16 protein-coding genes, 1 pseudogene and 1 CRISPR repeat array are annotated in these 16,351 nt (G+C 34.7%); of the genes and pseudogenes, 4 read left to right on the top strand and 13 right to left on the bottom strand.

Annotation, left to right across the window (positions count from 1 at the left end):
• Window position 1 precedes the first annotated feature (1 nt).
• Window positions 2–994 carry a type III-B CRISPR module RAMP protein Cmr1 gene (gene cmr1, locus ACZ42G_RS01415; RefSeq protein WP_274893865.1) on the bottom strand — a complete coding sequence of 331 codons (993 nt, stop codon included), beginning with the start codon at window positions 992–994 and terminating at the stop codon, window positions 2–4.
• Window positions 995–1,059: 65 nt separating this feature from the next.
• Window positions 1,060–1,961: direct repeats of the CRISPR family, unit length 30 nt; unit sequence ATTTCAATTCCTCGTAGGTAGGCTAAAAAC.
• A gap of 343 nt (window positions 1,962–2,304) precedes the next feature.
• Between cmr1 and ACZ42G_RS01410 the strand changes: the two are divergent.
• Window positions 2,305–2,491: pseudogene (locus ACZ42G_RS01410) on the top strand (IS701 family transposase); the annotation flags it as partial.
• On the opposite strand, the gene ACZ42G_RS01405 reads toward ACZ42G_RS01410, so the two are convergent.
• The 4 genes from ACZ42G_RS01405 to yabQ all read right to left on the bottom strand — a co-directional run bounded on the left by ACZ42G_RS01405 (window position 2,487) and on the right by yabQ (window position 4,793).
• Window positions 2,487–3,392, bottom strand: a complete 906-nt coding sequence (locus tag ACZ42G_RS01405) for a Ppx/GppA phosphatase family protein (RefSeq protein ID WP_464851108.1) — start codon at window positions 3,390–3,392, stop codon at window positions 2,487–2,489. The pseudogene ACZ42G_RS01410 and the gene ACZ42G_RS01405 sit on opposite strands and share 5 nt — an antisense overlap.
• 41 nt (window positions 3,393–3,433) lie before the next feature.
• The gene (locus ACZ42G_RS01400; RefSeq protein WP_085112386.1) at window positions 3,434–3,856 is read right to left on the bottom strand and encodes a S1 domain-containing RNA-binding protein; all 423 of its coding nucleotides are present in this window, start codon (window positions 3,854–3,856) and stop codon (window positions 3,434–3,436) included.
• A 95-nt stretch (window positions 3,857–3,951) separates the two neighbouring features.
• Entirely contained in the window at window positions 3,952–4,233 is a 282-nt protein-coding gene (locus ACZ42G_RS01395) for an FtsB family cell division protein (protein ID WP_274893862.1), read from the bottom strand.
• An 83-nt stretch (window positions 4,234–4,316) separates the two neighbouring features.
• Window positions 4,317–4,793 carry a spore cortex biosynthesis protein YabQ gene (gene yabQ / locus ACZ42G_RS01390; RefSeq protein ID WP_085112388.1) on the bottom strand — a complete coding sequence of 159 codons (477 nt, stop codon included), beginning with the start codon at window positions 4,791–4,793 and terminating at the stop codon, window positions 4,317–4,319.
• 153 nt (window positions 4,794–4,946) lie between these two features.
• Between yabQ and ACZ42G_RS01385 the strand changes: the two genes are divergently transcribed.
• Entirely contained in the window at window positions 4,947–6,566 is a 1,620-nt protein-coding gene (locus ACZ42G_RS01385) for a putative manganese-dependent inorganic diphosphatase (protein WP_085112389.1), read from the top strand.
• Here ACZ42G_RS01385 and ACZ42G_RS01380 read toward each other — a convergent pair.
• The 6 genes from ACZ42G_RS01380 to yabN all read right to left on the bottom strand — a co-directional run bounded on the left by ACZ42G_RS01380 (window position 6,558) and on the right by yabN (window position 10,806).
• Window positions 6,558–7,199 carry an MtnX-like HAD-IB family phosphatase gene (locus tag ACZ42G_RS01380; RefSeq protein WP_464851107.1) on the bottom strand — a complete coding sequence of 214 codons (642 nt, stop codon included), beginning with the start codon at window positions 7,197–7,199 and terminating at the stop codon, window positions 6,558–6,560. The genes ACZ42G_RS01385 and ACZ42G_RS01380 overlap by 9 nt on opposite strands.
• Before the next feature lie 69 nt (window positions 7,200–7,268).
• Window positions 7,269–7,562 (bottom strand): sporulation protein YabP, encoded by a 294-nt coding sequence (gene yabP / locus ACZ42G_RS01375; RefSeq protein WP_014757749.1) that lies wholly within the window; start codon window positions 7,560–7,562, stop codon window positions 7,269–7,271.
• Window positions 7,563–7,640: 78 nt separating this feature from the next.
• Entirely contained in the window at window positions 7,641–8,615 is a 975-nt protein-coding gene (locus ACZ42G_RS01370) for a SpoIID/LytB domain-containing protein (RefSeq protein ID WP_464851106.1), read from the bottom strand.
• A gap of 69 nt (window positions 8,616–8,684) precedes the next feature.
• Window positions 8,685–8,924, bottom strand: a complete 240-nt coding sequence (locus ACZ42G_RS01365; protein ID WP_274893858.1) for an RNA-binding S4 domain-containing protein — start codon at window positions 8,922–8,924, stop codon at window positions 8,685–8,687.
• Between the two features lie 44 nt (window positions 8,925–8,968).
• Window positions 8,969–9,244: an HU family DNA-binding protein gene (locus ACZ42G_RS01360; RefSeq protein WP_013296814.1), complete on the bottom strand. Its 276-nt coding sequence runs from the start codon at window positions 9,242–9,244 to the stop codon at window positions 8,969–8,971.
• Window positions 9,245–9,318: 74 nt separating this feature from the next.
• Window positions 9,319–10,806 (bottom strand): bifunctional methyltransferase/pyrophosphohydrolase YabN, encoded by a 1,488-nt coding sequence (yabN, locus tag ACZ42G_RS01355; protein ID WP_085112394.1) that lies wholly within the window; start codon window positions 10,804–10,806, stop codon window positions 9,319–9,321.
• Window positions 10,807–11,002: 196 nt separating this feature from the next.
• Here yabN and ACZ42G_RS01350 point away from each other — a divergent pair, with 196 nt between their 5' ends.
• Both ACZ42G_RS01350 and ACZ42G_RS01345 read left to right on the top strand, forming a co-directional pair.
• Window positions 11,003–12,319, top strand: a complete 1,317-nt coding sequence (locus ACZ42G_RS01350; RefSeq protein WP_464851105.1) for a tetratricopeptide repeat protein — start codon at window positions 11,003–11,005, stop codon at window positions 12,317–12,319.
• Between the two features lie 12 nt (window positions 12,320–12,331).
• A complete protein-coding gene (locus tag ACZ42G_RS01345) occupies window positions 12,332–13,597 on the top strand; it encodes an MFS transporter (protein ID WP_274893856.1) in 1,266 nt (421 codons plus the stop codon).
• A gap of 13 nt (window positions 13,598–13,610) precedes the next feature.
• Here the strand turns inward: ACZ42G_RS01345 and hydF are convergent, their stop codons facing one another.
• Together hydF and ACZ42G_RS01335 are read right to left on the bottom strand one after the other, a co-directional pair.
• Window positions 13,611–14,846 carry a [FeFe] hydrogenase H-cluster maturation GTPase HydF gene (gene hydF, locus ACZ42G_RS01340; protein ID WP_464851104.1) on the bottom strand — a complete coding sequence of 412 codons (1,236 nt, stop codon included), beginning with the start codon at window positions 14,844–14,846 and terminating at the stop codon, window positions 13,611–13,613.
• Window positions 14,843–16,258 carry an aspartate ammonia-lyase gene (locus tag ACZ42G_RS01335; protein WP_464851103.1) on the bottom strand — a complete coding sequence of 472 codons (1,416 nt, stop codon included), beginning with the start codon at window positions 16,256–16,258 and terminating at the stop codon, window positions 14,843–14,845. Before ACZ42G_RS01335 ends, hydF begins: the two co-directional genes overlap by 4 nt.
• Between the last annotated feature and the right edge of the window lie 93 nt (window positions 16,259–16,351).

Raw genomic sequence — 16,351 nt, 5'->3', positions numbered from 1 at the left:
ACTACACTTCCTTTTTATATTCATTAAGCTGTTTTTTATATTTATCAACTATCCAATCAGGAATAGATAAACTGTCATATAAATTATTTAAAACAATAAGATATACAGAATTATTATCTTCTTTTTGCAAATGTGATACATAAACTTTAGAGGCATTACCTTTACTGCCAAAATTCTTTTCTCTAAACTTTTTTTCCTCATTTTTTCTTAGATGATATTTAAAATTATAGCCCAAAACCTTTTTGCCTGTGTGATAATTCATTCCTTCTATTTTATCTACTAACAGGAAGTTATTAATACTGCTATTTCTACCAATACTCTCATCCTGTTCTTTCACATCCTGTAATTCTTCAATTTTGATTTTTGCAAATCCAAATCCAAAAGAAAGTTTACCTCCAATAAGAATAATTTTATTTCCAAAAAAACTAATAAAATCCTTAAGATATGTATCCCACCAATATGACATAGTTTTAAGCTTAATCTTCAATCTATCATGACCATTGATATTATTCATGCTTTGAAAAAGAATCTTTTCTATCCAAAATTTGCTTTCTACGTCATTTGGGAAATTAAATTCTATTTCCTTCAAATTCAACTTATTAGTACAATACTCTAAAATTTCTATATTTACCCTACTATCCCATCCAGTACATCCAAATATTCGCGAAGGAACAGGCAATTCTAATTCATTTAATACATTATCAACTTCCTTGTCAAAGTTAAAATCATCACCTATATTACCATCCCGTATGTGTTTCAATAAAATATCCGGAAAAGTTTTATAATCTTTACTTAATAAACTATCTATAGGAATACCATTATCATCTAAATTTTCAATTTGACCCCTTTTGATAAATTTCCAATATACAGAAAACCAAAATCTCAAATTCCCTATTAAAGCTGAAGGTCGAACCTTCTCATTCTTTTGCCAAGCATCACCGAACCATAAAGGAGTTATTGTCTCAAAACAAATCTCAACTTCTTTCTTGCCCATTATAAAAACACCTTCTTTTCGTTTTTAATTACCTTATCTATTTTAGGAGGAGGAAATCATTTTATGTTTCAATCCCTTATAGGTAGGCTAAAAACGAAAAGCGTCCACCATTGCCACTGCATATGGCACATAGTTTCAATTCCTCGTAGGTAGGCTAAAAACATGTAATACGCCTTCCAGAGCGTACAGAAGGCTATGGACGTTTCAATTCCTCGTAGGTAGGCTAAAAACTCAATGCACGTTTTTTGACGAGCAAGGTCCTTTAAGATTTCAATTCCTCGTAGGTAGGCTAAAAACTTAAAAGTCCTTTATTTTTTTGCTTATAACAGAAAAATTTCAATTCCTCGTAGGTAGGCTAAAAACCTTTGATACAACAACGCCTGTTGGACGTGCGATGATGAATTTCAATTCCTCGTAGGTAGGCTAAAAACTTATAAAAAGATTATGTTTTTATTAGAAGTTACTGTATTTCAATTCCTCGTAGGTAGGCTAAAAACTTTTAAGACATTAATATTGCCACAACTAATGCCATTATTTCAATTCCTCGTAGGTAGGCTAAAAACTAAAGATCTCACATATTTTTTTAATATCGCTTTCTGATTTCAATTCCTCGTAGGTAGGCTAAAAACTCGAGTTCTTCTTTATTGTTTGTGTCAACTGCTTTATTTCAATTCCTCGTAGGTAGGCTAAAAACGACAGCAGAAAGAAAGAGGCAGAAAGCACAGAAAACAAATTTCAATTCCTCGTAGGTAGGCTAAAAACATATGGTAGGTATCTGGAAGAAGGAACACCTCCGCATAATTTCAATTCCTCGTAGGTAGGCTAAAAACGCATGGTTGGATACTTTTATAAATTTTATTCCAAATTAATTTCAATTCCTCGTAGGTAGGCTAAAAACCGATAAACCAGCAAGGACTTCCAGAATTATACGTAAACGATTTCAATTCCTCGTAGGTAGGCTAAAAACACGTTCACTTCCTCTTATTAAGCCATTCTCTTTTTGCAAGAAAACATATCAATGTCAAGCTCTCTTGCTTGACAATTTAGTAATCTCTCATTCTTCCTGATAAAAACTTAAAACATAAATTCATACATTGTCGTCGATGTCCTGCACTTTTTGCATTATCTAAAGTAGACGACAATTTACTACACAATCTAACAACTTTATATAATATAATTCTACATAATTCTTCAAATTCCTCCTTGCATTTTAACTTTTTATACCTATATTGTATATTTTTATTTTGTTCACAATTTGTTTACAATTTTGTAGTACAATTTAAAAAATATCTATAGATGAGAAAATTCGCATCAGAATTCAGATAAAAGACTTTGCCCAATATATTGAAAAGGACGAAGTTTGCCTCGTTACAGTAAACGGTTCTAATTACTGGGTATATCGCTACGAAGGAGCCTTAAATGGTATAGATAATGCTTCAGTAGTAGTATTGGCCTGAGAAAGCTTTTAAAAATGAAAATGCTCTACATGCATTTATAGTACTGATATATATTTTTCTACTAAAGCACCTTCTAGATTGTCCCATTCGCTTACGGTAATTGAAGTGCAGTTCAAAAGTTTTAAAATTGTATAGACTATTATTGTGCCAGCAACGATAATATCAGCTCTTTCAGGCTGCAAGCCATTTAAAAGTCTTCTCTCGTCCAAGCGCAACGACATCATTAAATCCAGCAATCTATTTATTTCGCTTTTACTAAGTACATATCCATGAACTAATTCTCTCGAGTAGATTTCTAAACCCTGTGACATGGCAGCAAGTGTTGTTATTGTACCACCTATGCCAACTACATCTGTAGGTATTTCTTGATTTTCGCTTATAAATGGCGTAAGCATATCTGTTATATAAAGACTTATATTGTTGTACTCATCGATCGTAATAGGATCATTCTTTATAAATTTCTCAGTAAGCCTTAAAGCACCTATATCAAAGCTTTTTTTCACAAGGTTTCCGTTAAGATAAGAAAATTCTGTACTCCCTCCACCAACATCCAAAACCAATACATTTTCTCTTTTTATTCCGTATGAGGCACCAATATATCCATAAAGACTTTCAGTTTCACCATCTATTATATCAACGTTTATGCCAAGTTTTGAAAGTTCATTTATAAAGCTGTCAGCATTTTTAGCATCTCTCACTGCAGATGTAGCAAAAGCATATATATCTTGTACCTTGAGATTTTCAGCATCATCTAAAAAAGCTTTTATTGCACTTGCTGTTCGTTCAATAGCATCGCTGGCCAATCTCCCATTTTTTGATACAGAATCACCAAGCCTCGTTACTTTAACATCCTTCTTTATGTGTTTAATTTCTTTCCCATCTACATCGCACATAAGATGGCGGACAGAATTTGTTCCTATATCGATAACAGAACACCTCATAATAGTCCTCCCATAAAAAATCTTCGGGCTTGCCCGAAGTTTTAATAACTAGCGTTTCTTTTGTAGCCGCCGCCTCTTCTTTTTGAATCAAAATTCTTTTTAAGCTGCTGCTGCCTTTCATCAGAATCCTTTAAAAATTTTGATATCCTTTCTTCAAAAGATATATTATTATTCCGATTGCTATAATTGTCACTGTCATAGCCTTTGTTGCTTTTTGCTTGTTTTGGCTTTGGCAAAGCCTTTTTTATTGATAGGCTTATCCTTCCGCCCTTATCCATAGAAAGAATCTTTACCTTCACCTTGTCGTTTTCTTTCAAAAACTCGTTTATGTCTTTTACATACGTATTAGCAACTTCTGATATATGGACTAGCCCTGTTTTGCCTTCTGGTAATTGAACAAACGCTCCAAAATCTGTGATATTTAGAACAGTTCCTTCAACTACCTCTCCTACCTGAAATGGCATATAAATGTTTATCCTCCCTCTTCTTATTTGATTACTAATATGTTTAATTATATATTAAAAAGTCATTTCTATCAAGCATATTAAAAAAATTCGCCTTAATTCGAGGAATTTTGTGCATCCTTAGCAGTATCTATAAACATTATCTCTCCTTTTTTGATAAGCCCTAATTTTTGCCTGGCTTCATTTTCGATAAATTCATCTGTCTTTATATATTTTATCTGATTGTTTAATTTTTTATTCTCCTCTTCAGCAGCATTTACCTGTGTAATAGCTGCATTCAATTTTTTATCCAACACATTTAATGTTATTTGTTGCTTTACAAGAGTAAATAATATGTACACAACAAAAAGAATCAAAAGAGCAGGTTTTAACTTCATTTTTCTCCTTTGTTTCATGGTTAACATACCTCTCACACATTTTTAGTCTTTTAAATATATTCGACATTTATTAGAAAAATCCTTTATTTTTTTCTCTTAAAAATATTAAAATGTGATATTGTGTTATTGATTAACTTACCAGGAATACCCAGTATCCTTGAAATATATCTTACCGGTACCGATAAAATTTTATAAATAGCAACAAATGGATATGACCCAATTTTATATACCCATATGACAGTATTTCTCATGACCTTATAAAAAAATAGCAACAATTTCATCACAATAGGACTTAGAAATATGTTGTACAAAAGTATTCCAATTAAAAGTCCAAGAAATGAGTAAAACCTTATTTCAGCATAATTGCTTACATATAAAAAAAATATAAATACGATTGTAGCCAATATCCAATAGATTATATCCCCTATGTCAGTTCCAATCCTCTTTGGCCTTAGTATAAATCTAAACAATTTATATACATCGTATAAAATAGCGATTATTATGCCACCATATAACATGACAAGAAAAGAATAAAGTTGACTCTCAACATTCATTACCATTTACATTATACCTCCTCATATTATATTATATTTATGTAGGAAATTGATATGATTCATTTAATGCGCCAACCGATATTCATTGATAATCTTACACAATCTTCCGTATTAAACTATTTACGAAGTTTAAAAATCTAAACAAAGGAGAAATTGAATATGAGTATTGTATTTGTTTCAGGACATAAAAATCCAGATACTGATTCCATTTGTTCAGCAATTGCATACGCTAATTTAAAGAGAATAGCCGACAAAATAAATGCGGTACCAGTAAGGCTTGGTCCTATTAACAGAGAAACGCAATTTGTTTTAGACTATTTTAATGTAAATGAACCACTATTGATAGACAATGTATATACTCAGGTTGGCGATATCGCTTATGACAAGCCACTTACTATAAGTGAAAAAGCACCAATGTATGAAGCTTGGAATATTTTATTAAACAACAATTCCAAGACGATTGTGGTAGTAGACGATGAAAATAAATTAAAAGGCATCGCTACTATGGGAGACCTTGCAAAAGCATACCTGACATCATCACACGAGCTGTCAAATTACACTATTCCCGTTGAAAACATCATAAAGACATTAAACGGAAAGCTAATATTAAAAAATGAAGAATTTGTAAGAGGCGACATAATTGTTGCCGCCATGCAAACACAAAGCGTAGTAAGCAGAATAGAACCCGGTATGACGTTAATCGTAGGCAACAGAGAAAACATACAATTAGAATCAATAAAAAAAGGCGCAAAGACTATAATAATCACCGGCGGCGAAGACCCATCTTCCGCAGTCATAGAAGAAGCGAAAAAGTTTGGCTCGACTTTGATAGTAGTCCCTTGCGACACTTTTGATACCATAAAGCTTATAAATCAGTGCTTACCTGTGTCATTGATAATGATCAAGGATGACATTGTCACATTTAAAGACAGTGATTACATAGATGATGTAAGACAGACGATGTTAAAATACAGATATAGAAATTTCCCTGTAGTTGATGATGAAGGAAAAATATTGGGTCTATTGGCAAGACGCCACATATTGGACTATGAAAGAAAGAAAATAATACTTGTTGATCACAACGAATTGTCTCAAGCTGTTGACGGGATAGAAGATGCTACTATCCTTGAAATCATTGACCACCACCGAGTTGGCGGCATTGAAACAAATCAACCTATACTGTTTAGAAATCAGCCTGTAGGATGTTCTTCTACAATAATCAATAAGATCTATGAAGAGAGAGGTATAACGCCAGACAAGCGTATTGCAGGACTCATGTGTGCAGCCATATTATCAGACACCCTTGTATTCAAATCTCCAACATGCACACCAGAAGATATAAGGGCAGCAAAAAAATTGGCTGAAATAGCTGAGATAGACATAGAGTCTTTTGGCAAAAAGATGTTTGAAGCTGGCACATCTTTAAAAGGCAAGACAGTTGAAGAGATATTTTACACCGACTTTAAAGAATTTTTAATCGGCAACTTAAGAGTTGGTATAGGACAAGTCAATACACTGTCAAGCATTGGAAATCTTAAAGATGATCTTCTCAAATTTATGGAGGAGGAAAGAAAAAACAAAAGCTTTGATATGCTTTTGCTGATGCTGACAGATATAATCAACGAAGGTTCTTTGTTTTTGTTCGCAGGCAATCACAAGGAGTTATTAGAAAGGGCATTTAACATAAATATCGATGACAATCATTTTTACCTGCCATACGTCATATCGAGGAAAAAGCAAGTTGTGCCTCCAATAGCAAAAGCGATAAACTTAAAATAGTTTATCGCTTTTTTCTAAATATTCTATGATATCTTTAAAATCTTCAAATGGAACGAATGGAATGCCATTGTCTTCACAGTATTTTAATAGCACACCTTTCGCAAACAGCAAATCGGCATATTTTGAAATGCAAATATCGGAGTAACCATCACCAATATAGATAATACGCGTGTTTTTATTCTTATATTTTTTTAAGATGTCCAGCTTGCAAGAACCACATTTATCGCAATCATCAGATGTATTAAATGATGCCACAATTTTGCCGTCGCGAAAATCAAGCTTATTGCTAAAATACTCTATGTCAATATTGTATTTATCTAAGACAGTCCTTATGTTGAAGTCATAACCATCGCTGGCTATTATAACTTTATAGCCTCTATCTTTGCAAAGCTCCATGAAATCTTTAAAATATAAATCTATTTCCATCGTCAAAAGCAATGATTTCAATTTTTCTTCATCCATGTCCATAAGCTTAAATGTCTCTAATGCACATTCTTCTGTAGTTATCTTCCCTTCTTCCCAATCTTTCTCTATCTCTTGCCAGCCATCTTTAGCAAAAGCCTTTACCATCGCATAGCACGTATCTTCTTTTGTTATTGTTCCATCAAAGTCTACAAGTACATAAGTATCCATAAAGCATATCCCCTTTAAATCATCTACTATTATAATACACGATTTAAAGGGACACATCAATTCTCAAATTCACCTAAACATCCTGCTTAAAAAACCGCCAGATTTACCCATTAATCCGCCTCTATCGCTGTAAACAATACTTATAAGTTCTCCATCTATTGATACATTTCCATCGTCCAAATTCAGCTTATTTATGTGAAGTTCTTGACCTTTAATCGTGAGAATCCCCATTGATGTTTCCAGCACAACAGTTTCATCATCAAAACTTACAACGTTGTCTACGCCTGTTATTTGCATCTTTTCCCTATTTTGAACAGAGATATTTTGCGGTTTATTGATGTTTGTCCCTTTTCTATCATCCATCATAACACCTCCTCTTTTAGAATAATTTTATGTCCACATCAATTTTTTAGAACAAAAAAAGAGAGCTTTTGGCTCTCTTTAATCCCAGAGTTTCACAATATTTATATTTTTGAAATAATGCATTATTATGTCACTGGCTTTAGCTCCATTTTTAGCCATCTGATATGCACCCCATTGAGACATGCCGACACCGTGCCCAAATCCCCTGCCCTTTATTGTAAGATTATTTCCATCGTATTTGACGCTGTCTAACATTGTAGACTTCATCTTTTCACTTCCAATGGCAATCCTGAAATCTGGCGCATTTACAGGTATTTTATCAAAGTTCAGAAGTACCGTCCTGCCAGATATTCCTTTTGCTCCTATCTTCACTGTTTTAAAATCGCTTATTTCTATGCCCATCTTGTTTAAAGCACTTAAAACTTCCTGTTTTGTAAAAGTATATGACCAATTTCTTATATTAGGAGGAGCTACTTTAATGTCATCTGATTTTACACTTTCTGTATACGGCGGTTCACTTTTTTTATAATTAAGCCCTTCTTTAGCCAATGCCGTTCTACCTGCGGCATCTGAATGAAACCATGCTTCGATGTATTTTCCATCGTATACGGCTACTAATCCTCTCGTATCATTTACTGCTTTCTTTATATTCGAATTGATATTTGATGGATTCCACGCTTGTGCTTCTTCGAAATCGGTTGATATATCAGCGTTTGTGTATTTTGATTTTTCATTATCGACAAAATTTAAAACATAGCTTCTCGCCAATATTGCTTGTGCCTTTAAAGCCTCCATAGGCCAATTGTTTTTTATCTCACCTGCGACTGTCCCCATGACATATTGTTCCAAAGGCATTGTCTCTATTTTCCCCGTCTGTGTAATGTAGACTTTCAAGACAGGCTCTTTATTATATCCACGGCTTATTTTATCAGGTATCTTTGGAATCATTGTTTTCTCCTTTGTTGGCTGCATAGGCTTTTTGGCTGGAGTGCCACATGACGTAGAAACCAACATAAAGATAAGAAAAATTAAGATCCACTTTGTCTTATTCATAAAAAATCCCTCCCATTCAAAATTCACTCCTTATCTTAGTATGGGAAGGATTGTCGTATTTAATTCTTTTTATAGTAGCCTGTACATTTTATCAGCGTCATCTTTAAGGGCATGATCTTTTATATCTAAAACTTCTGCTTTTATTACTCTATTTCCAAAATTAATCTCTACAATATCTCCTACTTTTAAAATATCGCCTGCTTTTGCCACTTTTCCATTTACAAATACCATTCCCTTGTCACAAGCTTCTTTTGCCACTGTCCTTCTTTTTATAAGCCTGGACACTTTCAAAAACTTATCAAGCCGCATGTCCATCGTCCTCCAAAAAAACAATCAGGTCATACGACCTGATCTTATGCATTTACTAAATCTTTTAATGCCTTTCCTGCTTTAAATACTGGTGCTTTTGAAGCAGGAATCGTAATTTCCTCTTTTGTCTGTGGATTTCTGCCCTTTCTTTCTGCTCTTTCCCTTACTTCGAATGTTCCAAAACCTACTAATTGAACTTTGTCTCCTTGTTTTAAAGCTTCTTGAACTGCATCAACAAATGCATTTAATGCCTTTTCTGCATCCTTTTTTGTTAACTCACTTTTTTCTGCAATCTTAGTAACAAGATCTGCCTTATTCACCATAATACCTCCTTAGTAATTTATACTACACTTATTTATTCTTCACAAATCTTAAAAATCCTGCTAGTTTAAGCTTATTTTTGTGCTTTTTTATTAAATTTATTCATTTTTGCCTCATTCCAGAGGCTATCCATCTCAGATAATGTCATGTCTTCCAATTTATGTCCAGATTTCTCTGCTGCATTTTCTATGTAATTGAACCTCTGGATGAATTTTTCAATGGTCTTATGAACAGCAATTTCGGGGTCTATTTTCAAAAATCTAGCAACATTTACGACAGCAAAAATCAAATCACCTAATTCTTCTACTTTATCATTTTCGTCTTCCCCTTTATACACCTCCTTAAATTCATTTAATTCTTCATAGACTTTTGCCATTGCGTCGTCTACATTGTCCCAGTCAAAGCCTACTTTTGCCGCTTTTTCTTGCACTTTATAACCCCTAATCAATGCTGGCATAGACCTTGGAACACTTTTTAACTCATTTGTGTGGGATTTATAGCCTTTTTCATCTTTCTTTATCTCATCCCACCTTTTTAGAACATCTGCTGAAGTAGCTATTTCCTCCACTCCAAACACATGAGGGTGCCTGTAAATCATCTTTTTGCACTCGGCATCACATACATCATGAAAGTTGAATGCCTTTCTCTCATCAGCTATTTGAGAGTGAAAAACCACCTGCAGCAAAACGTCTCCAAGCTCTTCCAATAAACTTTCGTCTGAATTGTTCTCTATTGCATCGATTACTTCATAGCATTCTTCAATCAAATATCTTTTTAATGTGCTGTGATCCTGCTCTTTATCCCAAGGACATCCACTCTCACCTCTGAGCTTTGCCATTATGTCCAGCAAGTCATCTACATCGTACCTTGCTTTAAAAGTGCCTTCGACAGGCGGTATAAATATAGATGTAAGGTAATCGATCCAATCTATCATGTCAATTTCATACAAAGGCATGGTTTCGATTCGCTGTTCACCTTTTACACCAGCACTTTTTACAACCGTCACCAAAAATTCATCGCCGTAAATGTCCATAAGCTTAAGCTTTACTTCTGAAGCTACCCTTTTATTGTAAACCTGTGTTACTAAATTATTGCACCTTTTGTCAGGTTTTATACTATCAAGAGACAGTCCATCGATGATTTTCAATCCATAAATAGGATCTATTTTTAATTCATTCACGACAACATCGACAAAGCTCATAGCAGGAACAACTTCTACTTTTATATCGTCACTGTCATTTAAAAACTTTAACAGATACTCAACAGTTTTTTCCGCAACTAAAGGATTGCCTGGAACAGCATAGACTACATTATCGTATTTTTCGGCAATTTCTACTATTTCCCGAGTAATATTATCATAAACTTCCTCAAATGTCGAGCCCGTTTCATAAATTTTATCGAAAGTTTCAAAAGACAATCCCATATCCATTAAATATTTTACAACAGGGTGCTTTTCCGTCCTTAAATACAACTTGTCTGCATTCTTCATCTTTTCAATAGTTTCAATTGTCATGTGTTCAAACCCGCCAGGTCCAAGCCCTACTATGGTTAATTTGCCCATTTTTACACCTCCGACTATTTAATTAATATTATACCATTGAATTCACACAAAAAAACAAATTTCTACAATATTAAACCAGCAAAAATTTCACTTTGCTTAAAATATATTAATAGCACAAATAAAAGCGATTGAAAATTTCAACTAGTTAAATTATAATATATTTTATAATAAAAAGGGGGAGGGAGGCCAATTTCTGATGGATGTAGTTAAATTAGGGAAGAAAATCAGAGATGAAAGAAAAAAACTCCTTTTAAAACAGGGTGATATTTCGGGTGATGAATTTTCAAAAGGCTATATAAGTTTGATAGAAAAGGGGAAGATAAATCCTTCGCTAAAGGCTTTAGATTTTATTGCAAAGAAATTGAACAAACCGCTGGTGTACTTTCTTGATGACGATTACAAAGACAAAGCAGAACTTATAGATGAGATAAATACTTACAAAAAAGTATTGAAATTAGTGATAGAAGGAAGAAAGTCGCTTGACAGTGGAAATTTAGCCGATGCCATATCTTATTATCAAAAAGCTTTAGAGCTTAATGTAGATGAATACACTTTAAATATAATAAGCTTTTATTTAGGCAGGACGTACACAAAAATTGAAGATTACAAGTCTGCTTTAGATTCATTCAATAGGTGTTTGACTTACTTTTCTCAAAATTCTTTACACGAAATTCTCGTTGAAATATACTACAACATAGGTTTGTGTCATGAAAAATTGCAAAATCCTGATGCTGCGCTGACTTTTTATTTGAAAGCTATCGACGAATTCGAAAAAAGCAGTATAATTAATTATGAACTTAAATGTAAGATGCTTTATAGCATGGGCGATCTTTACAACAAGCTAGGAGAACTCATAAAATCGAGGGATTACTATTTAAATTGTTTAAACTATGCCACGATGACAAACACTATTAACTACATTGCAAAGTGCAACAATGGTCTTGGACTTATAAATTACAAATTAAAAGAATACAACGATGCACTAAATTACATAAGAAAGTCTTTAGTAATAAGTAAGGCATTAAACATAAAAGGCGACATTGCCAGCGAATACAACTTATTGGGATTTGTCTATACAGATCTTAGGAAATACAATATAGCAAAAAGATATTTCCTCAAAAGCTACTCTATGTACAAAGATTTAGGCAACAAAACAGGCATGGCATGTAATCTGACTGAATTAGGCAGAATAGAATTTTACTTAGAAAATTATGATAAAGCTCTTGAACACATAAATTCATCTATGAATATATTGAAAGAGTTAAATGCGGAAGAAGAGATTGGCAGGTTGTACACTTTGCTGGGCACTATACATTTAAAACTTAAGGATTTTAAACAATCTGCATCAGAACTGAATAAATCATTGGAAATATTAAAAAAGCTGGGGCTTAAAAAGGAACTTTCAGATGCTTACAAAGCTTTAGGCAACCTGTATATATCAATTGGCAAGCCTGATTTAGCCAGTGAAAATTTCAATAAATCCATTGAACTTTTATGTGACTATTACAAATAGGAGGCATTTTAATTGAACTCATTCTATATTTTTCTTGATAAACTGACTGACAGTGTTTTTCCTGCATTAAGGCATAGAAATTTCAGATTGTTTTGGTTTGGACAAATGATATCCCTCATAGGCACATGGATGCAAAATATTGGTCAAGATTGGCTAGTCCTTAAATTAACCAATTCTGCATTCTTGTTGGGTGTTGTAAGCGCCCTTCAATTTCTGCCTATGCTTTTTTTATCTCTGTTTGCTGGTGTCGTAATAGATAGGTTTCCAAAGAGAAAGATCCTTATATTTACTCAGACAAGCCTGATGGTGACAGCTTTGGCTCTTGCAACGCTAACTGCATTAAACATAATAAACTACTGGGAAATACTCGTTTTAGCAACCATCGTCGGTTTCATAAACACCATCGACAATCCTGCAAGGCAATCATTTATAATCGATTTAGTTGGCAAAGAAGACTTGATGAATGCAATATCACTTAATTCTTCCATATTCAATGCAGCCAGAATCATAGGACCTGGCATAGCAGGCGTACTTATAGGCCTTTTAGGTTATGCACTGTGCTTTTACCTCAACGCATTAAGCTTTATTGCAGTAATCACTGGTTTAATCCTTATTGATGTGAAAGTAAGCAAATCAAGAGCAATGTTAAAAAGGGAAGATGTGATATCAGATATAAAAGAAGGGCTTCTCTACATCAAAAATACTCCGATAATATTCGCTACTATACTTATGATGGCGGTTTTAAGCACGTTCGCCATAAATTTCAATGTTTTAGTGCCTGTGTTTGCAAAAAACATCTTAAATCAAAATTCCACGGGATACGGCTTTCTCATGTCATCTATGGGCGTTGGCGCATTAATAGGTGCTCTAATACTGGCATCATTAAGCAAGAAAGGTGCGAAACCTTTCTATCTCATATTAGGTGGAGTGGGATTGTGTGTCTTCCAAATCTTAATCGGTTTCCAAAGCTACTATTGGCTTACAACGATTCTCCTCGCTTTATCTGGATTTTCTATGATTACTTTCTCTGCATCGGCAAACACCACCGTACAGCTTAACTCCAGCAACAGATTTAGAGGGAGAGTCATGAGCGTATACTCTTTAGTGTTTGGAGGCGTCACGCCTATAGGTGCCCTTTACGCAGGAAGTCTTGCCGAAAAAGTTGGCGCACACATGACATTTATAATAAGTGGTATTATAGGCATCGCATATATACTGTATGTAGTATTATTCAAGTACAAAAAGAGCTTTTCTTTAGACATTGTAGAAGACGAGTAAAAAAGGACCAGCTTCAATATTGCTGGTCCTCGTCATATATAAGCTTCGCAGACGGAAACATCTCAATTGCCCGCGGCAAAATCCCTTGCACGTACGCAATTAAAAGCCCATAATTTACAATCGGAATTTCTTTGCCTTTTGCATAGGATATTCTGTACATCATTTCTCTCTTGTTAAGCATACACCCACCGCAATGAACAATAAGCTTGTACTGCTCCAGATTGTCTGGAAACGTCATTCCACTGGAAAAATCAAATTGAATATCACCGCCTACAATTTGGCGTATCCACCTGGGTATTTTTACTTTCCCTATATCATCAGATTGCCTGTGGTGTGTACATCCTTCGGCTATAAGAACCTTGTCACCGGGTTTAAGTCTTTCTAATGCTTTAAGCCCTTTTGTCAATTCGTCAAGGTCGCCTTTGTACCTTGCAAAAAGAATTGAAAAAGATGTTAAAGGTATGTCCCGAGGTGTATCTGCACTTACTTTTGAGAAAACCTGCGAATCAGTGATAACTAATGCCGGTTTCTTCCCTAAATTCTCCAACGTCTCTTTCAGCTCGTATTCCTTTGTGACAATAGCGATAGCATCACTTTCAATCACATCTCTTATCACCTGTTGCTGCGGCAGTATAAGCCTTCCCTTAGGTGCAGCCTTATCTATCGGCACTACCAGCACCACGAAATCACCAGGATTTATCAGATCAGACACCAAAGAAAGCTCTTTATCATCGTATGGAGCCTTTTTTATTATTTGCCTTTTAAGCTCTTCTATGCCATAACCGTTATTGGCAGACGTCTCAACAAGCTCTAATTTCAACTTCTTTTCCCAATCAGCTTTTTGATTGAAATGAAATTGAGCTAAATCCGCCTTGTTTAAAACACCTACAACCGGAATGTTTTTTTCTCTGATCTTCTCTAAAATTTCCTCCTCAAACTCTGACGGCCCCACCATGCCATCTATCACAAGCAAAGCAAGATCCGTCCTATTTAGCACTTCATACGTTTTTTTGACCCTTAGTTCACCCAGTTCTCCTGTATCGTCAAGTCCTGCAGTATCTGTTATCACTACAGGGCCTATCGGCAGTATCTCCATCGCCTTCTGCACAGGGTCTGTTGTAGTACCTGCTACATCGGAGACAATAGCGATGTTTTGATTAGTAAGTGCATTTATTATGCTTGATTTTCCTGCGTTTCTTCTGCCAAATATTGATATGTGCAATCTCGATGCATTTGGCGTTGTATTCATCTATTTTCCCCTCTCAATCTTTTTAAACCCGGTATGCCAGGTTTTGTCATTTCGTATTCATTAAGTATGGCGTCAAGCTGTTCTTCTTTTAAATATTTTTTGGCAACCTCTCTTATCGTCTTTCCTTCTTCTTTAGCCTCTTTTGCTATCATAGATGCTTTTTCATATCCCAAATGAGGGCTTAACACAATCGCATAAGATAGGCTCTTTTCCACCATCTCTTCAAGGTGATGTCGATTTGCCTTTATTCCTTTTATGCATTTATATATAAACATGTCTACTGCATTTTTAAGAAGATCAATCTCATTGAAAAGATTATAGGCAATAAGCGGCAATGTGAAATTAAGCTCAAATTCCCCAGATTGCGCTCCTAATGTTATAGCATAATCGCAGGACAATACTTGATATGCTGCCTGTTTTACTGCCTCAGGTATTACTGGATTTATCTTGCCCGGCATTATAGACGAACCAGCTTGTACTTCCGGTATGGTTATCTCCATAAGTCCACATCTTGGACCTGATGACATAAGCCTAATATCATTAGATATCTTGATAAGATTTGTAGCTGCAGCTTTCAACATACCTGATACTTCCACAAAAACATCGTTATTTTGAGTAGGATCCATCATGTACTCAGCTCTGGCAAGTCCAATTCCTGTTATGTCTCTTAAAATCTCAATGACGCTGTAGATATACCTTATGTCAGCATTTAACCCTGTGCCGACAGCAGTCCCACCTATATTCACCTGCCTTAGCCTTTCCTCCACCTTGTATATCCTCCACCTATCCCTTGCGATTGCCTGTGCATATGCTCCAAACTCCTGACCCAGCATCACAGGCACAGCATCCTGCAGTTCCGTCCTACCCATCTTAATTACGTCTTTAAACTCGTCTTCCTTTTCTTGAAGTGCTACTTGTAGATTAGCAAAACTCTCACTTAAAGGCTTTAAAAGTTTAATAGCTGCTATTCTTACAGCAGTAGGAAAAACATCGTTTGTGGATTGGCTTAAGTTTACATGATCAACAGGACTTACTAAATCATAATTTCCTTTTTCGCCGCCAAGCAGCTCTATCGCCCTGTTTGCTATGACTTCATTCATATTCATATTTGCAGATGTACCTGCTCCACCCTGAAGTGCATCAACAATGAATTGGTCGTGAAATTTACCTTCGATTATTTCATCACATGCAATAATTATAGCATCTGCAATTTTTTTATCAAGCAATTTTATGTTTCTATTAGCTATAGCAGCCGCCTTTTTTACTTGCGCCAGTGCTATTATAAGCTCTCTATGAATTGGTTGACCTGACAAATTGAAATTTTCATGAGCTCTTAAACTGTGAATGCCATAATAAGCATCATTAGGCACTTCCATATATCCTAAAATATCGTGTTCTATCCTGTAGCTCATCTTTTTCACCTTCTTAACATGTATTCCAAAAACATCAAAGCTTTCATACAATATATTAGCATATTTTTATCAAAAATATATTATCATAATACT

It is taken from the genome of Thermoanaerobacterium calidifontis (assembly GCF_055381745.1).
Note: the sequence above shows the minus strand (reverse complement) of the source record. Positions and strands in the feature narration are given on the sequence as shown.

What these genes read in the sequence shown, in the direction of transcription:
- cmr1 (WP_274893865.1), bottom strand. Translation starts at nt 994, where the DNA reads ATGGGCAAGAAAGAAGTTGAGATTTGTTTTGAGACAATAACTCCTTTA.
- ACZ42G_RS01405 (WP_464851108.1), bottom strand. Translation starts at nt 3,392, where the DNA reads ATGAGGTGTTCTGTTATCGATATAGGAACAAATTCTGTCCGCCATCTT.
- ACZ42G_RS01400 (WP_085112386.1), bottom strand. Translation starts at nt 3,856, where the DNA reads ATGCCATTTCAGGTAGGAGAGGTAGTTGAAGGAACTGTTCTAAATATC.
- ACZ42G_RS01395 (WP_274893862.1), bottom strand. Translation starts at nt 4,233, where the DNA reads ATGAAGTTAAAACCTGCTCTTTTGATTCTTTTTGTTGTGTACATATTA.
- yabQ (WP_085112388.1), bottom strand. Translation starts at nt 4,793, where the DNA reads ATGGTAATGAATGTTGAGAGTCAACTTTATTCTTTTCTTGTCATGTTA.
- ACZ42G_RS01385 (WP_085112389.1), top strand. Translation starts at nt 4,947, where the DNA reads ATGAGTATTGTATTTGTTTCAGGACATAAAAATCCAGATACTGATTCC.
- ACZ42G_RS01380 (WP_464851107.1), bottom strand. Translation starts at nt 7,199, where the DNA reads ATGGATACTTATGTACTTGTAGACTTTGATGGAACAATAACAAAAGAA.
- yabP (WP_014757749.1), bottom strand. Translation starts at nt 7,562, where the DNA reads ATGGATGATAGAAAAGGGACAAACATCAATAAACCGCAAAATATCTCT.
- ACZ42G_RS01370 (WP_464851106.1), bottom strand. Translation starts at nt 8,615, where the DNA reads ATGAATAAGACAAAGTGGATCTTAATTTTTCTTATCTTTATGTTGGTT.
- ACZ42G_RS01365 (WP_274893858.1), bottom strand. Translation starts at nt 8,924, where the DNA reads ATGCGGCTTGATAAGTTTTTGAAAGTGTCCAGGCTTATAAAAAGAAGG.
- yabN (WP_085112394.1), bottom strand. Translation starts at nt 10,806, where the DNA reads ATGGGCAAATTAACCATAGTAGGGCTTGGACCTGGCGGGTTTGAACAC.
- ACZ42G_RS01350 (WP_464851105.1), top strand. Translation starts at nt 11,003, where the DNA reads ATGGATGTAGTTAAATTAGGGAAGAAAATCAGAGATGAAAGAAAAAAA.
- hydF (WP_464851104.1), bottom strand. Translation starts at nt 14,846, where the DNA reads ATGAATACAACGCCAAATGCATCGAGATTGCACATATCAATATTTGGC.
- ACZ42G_RS01335 (WP_464851103.1), bottom strand. Translation starts at nt 16,258, where the DNA reads ATGAGCTACAGGATAGAACACGATATTTTAGGATATATGGAAGTGCCT.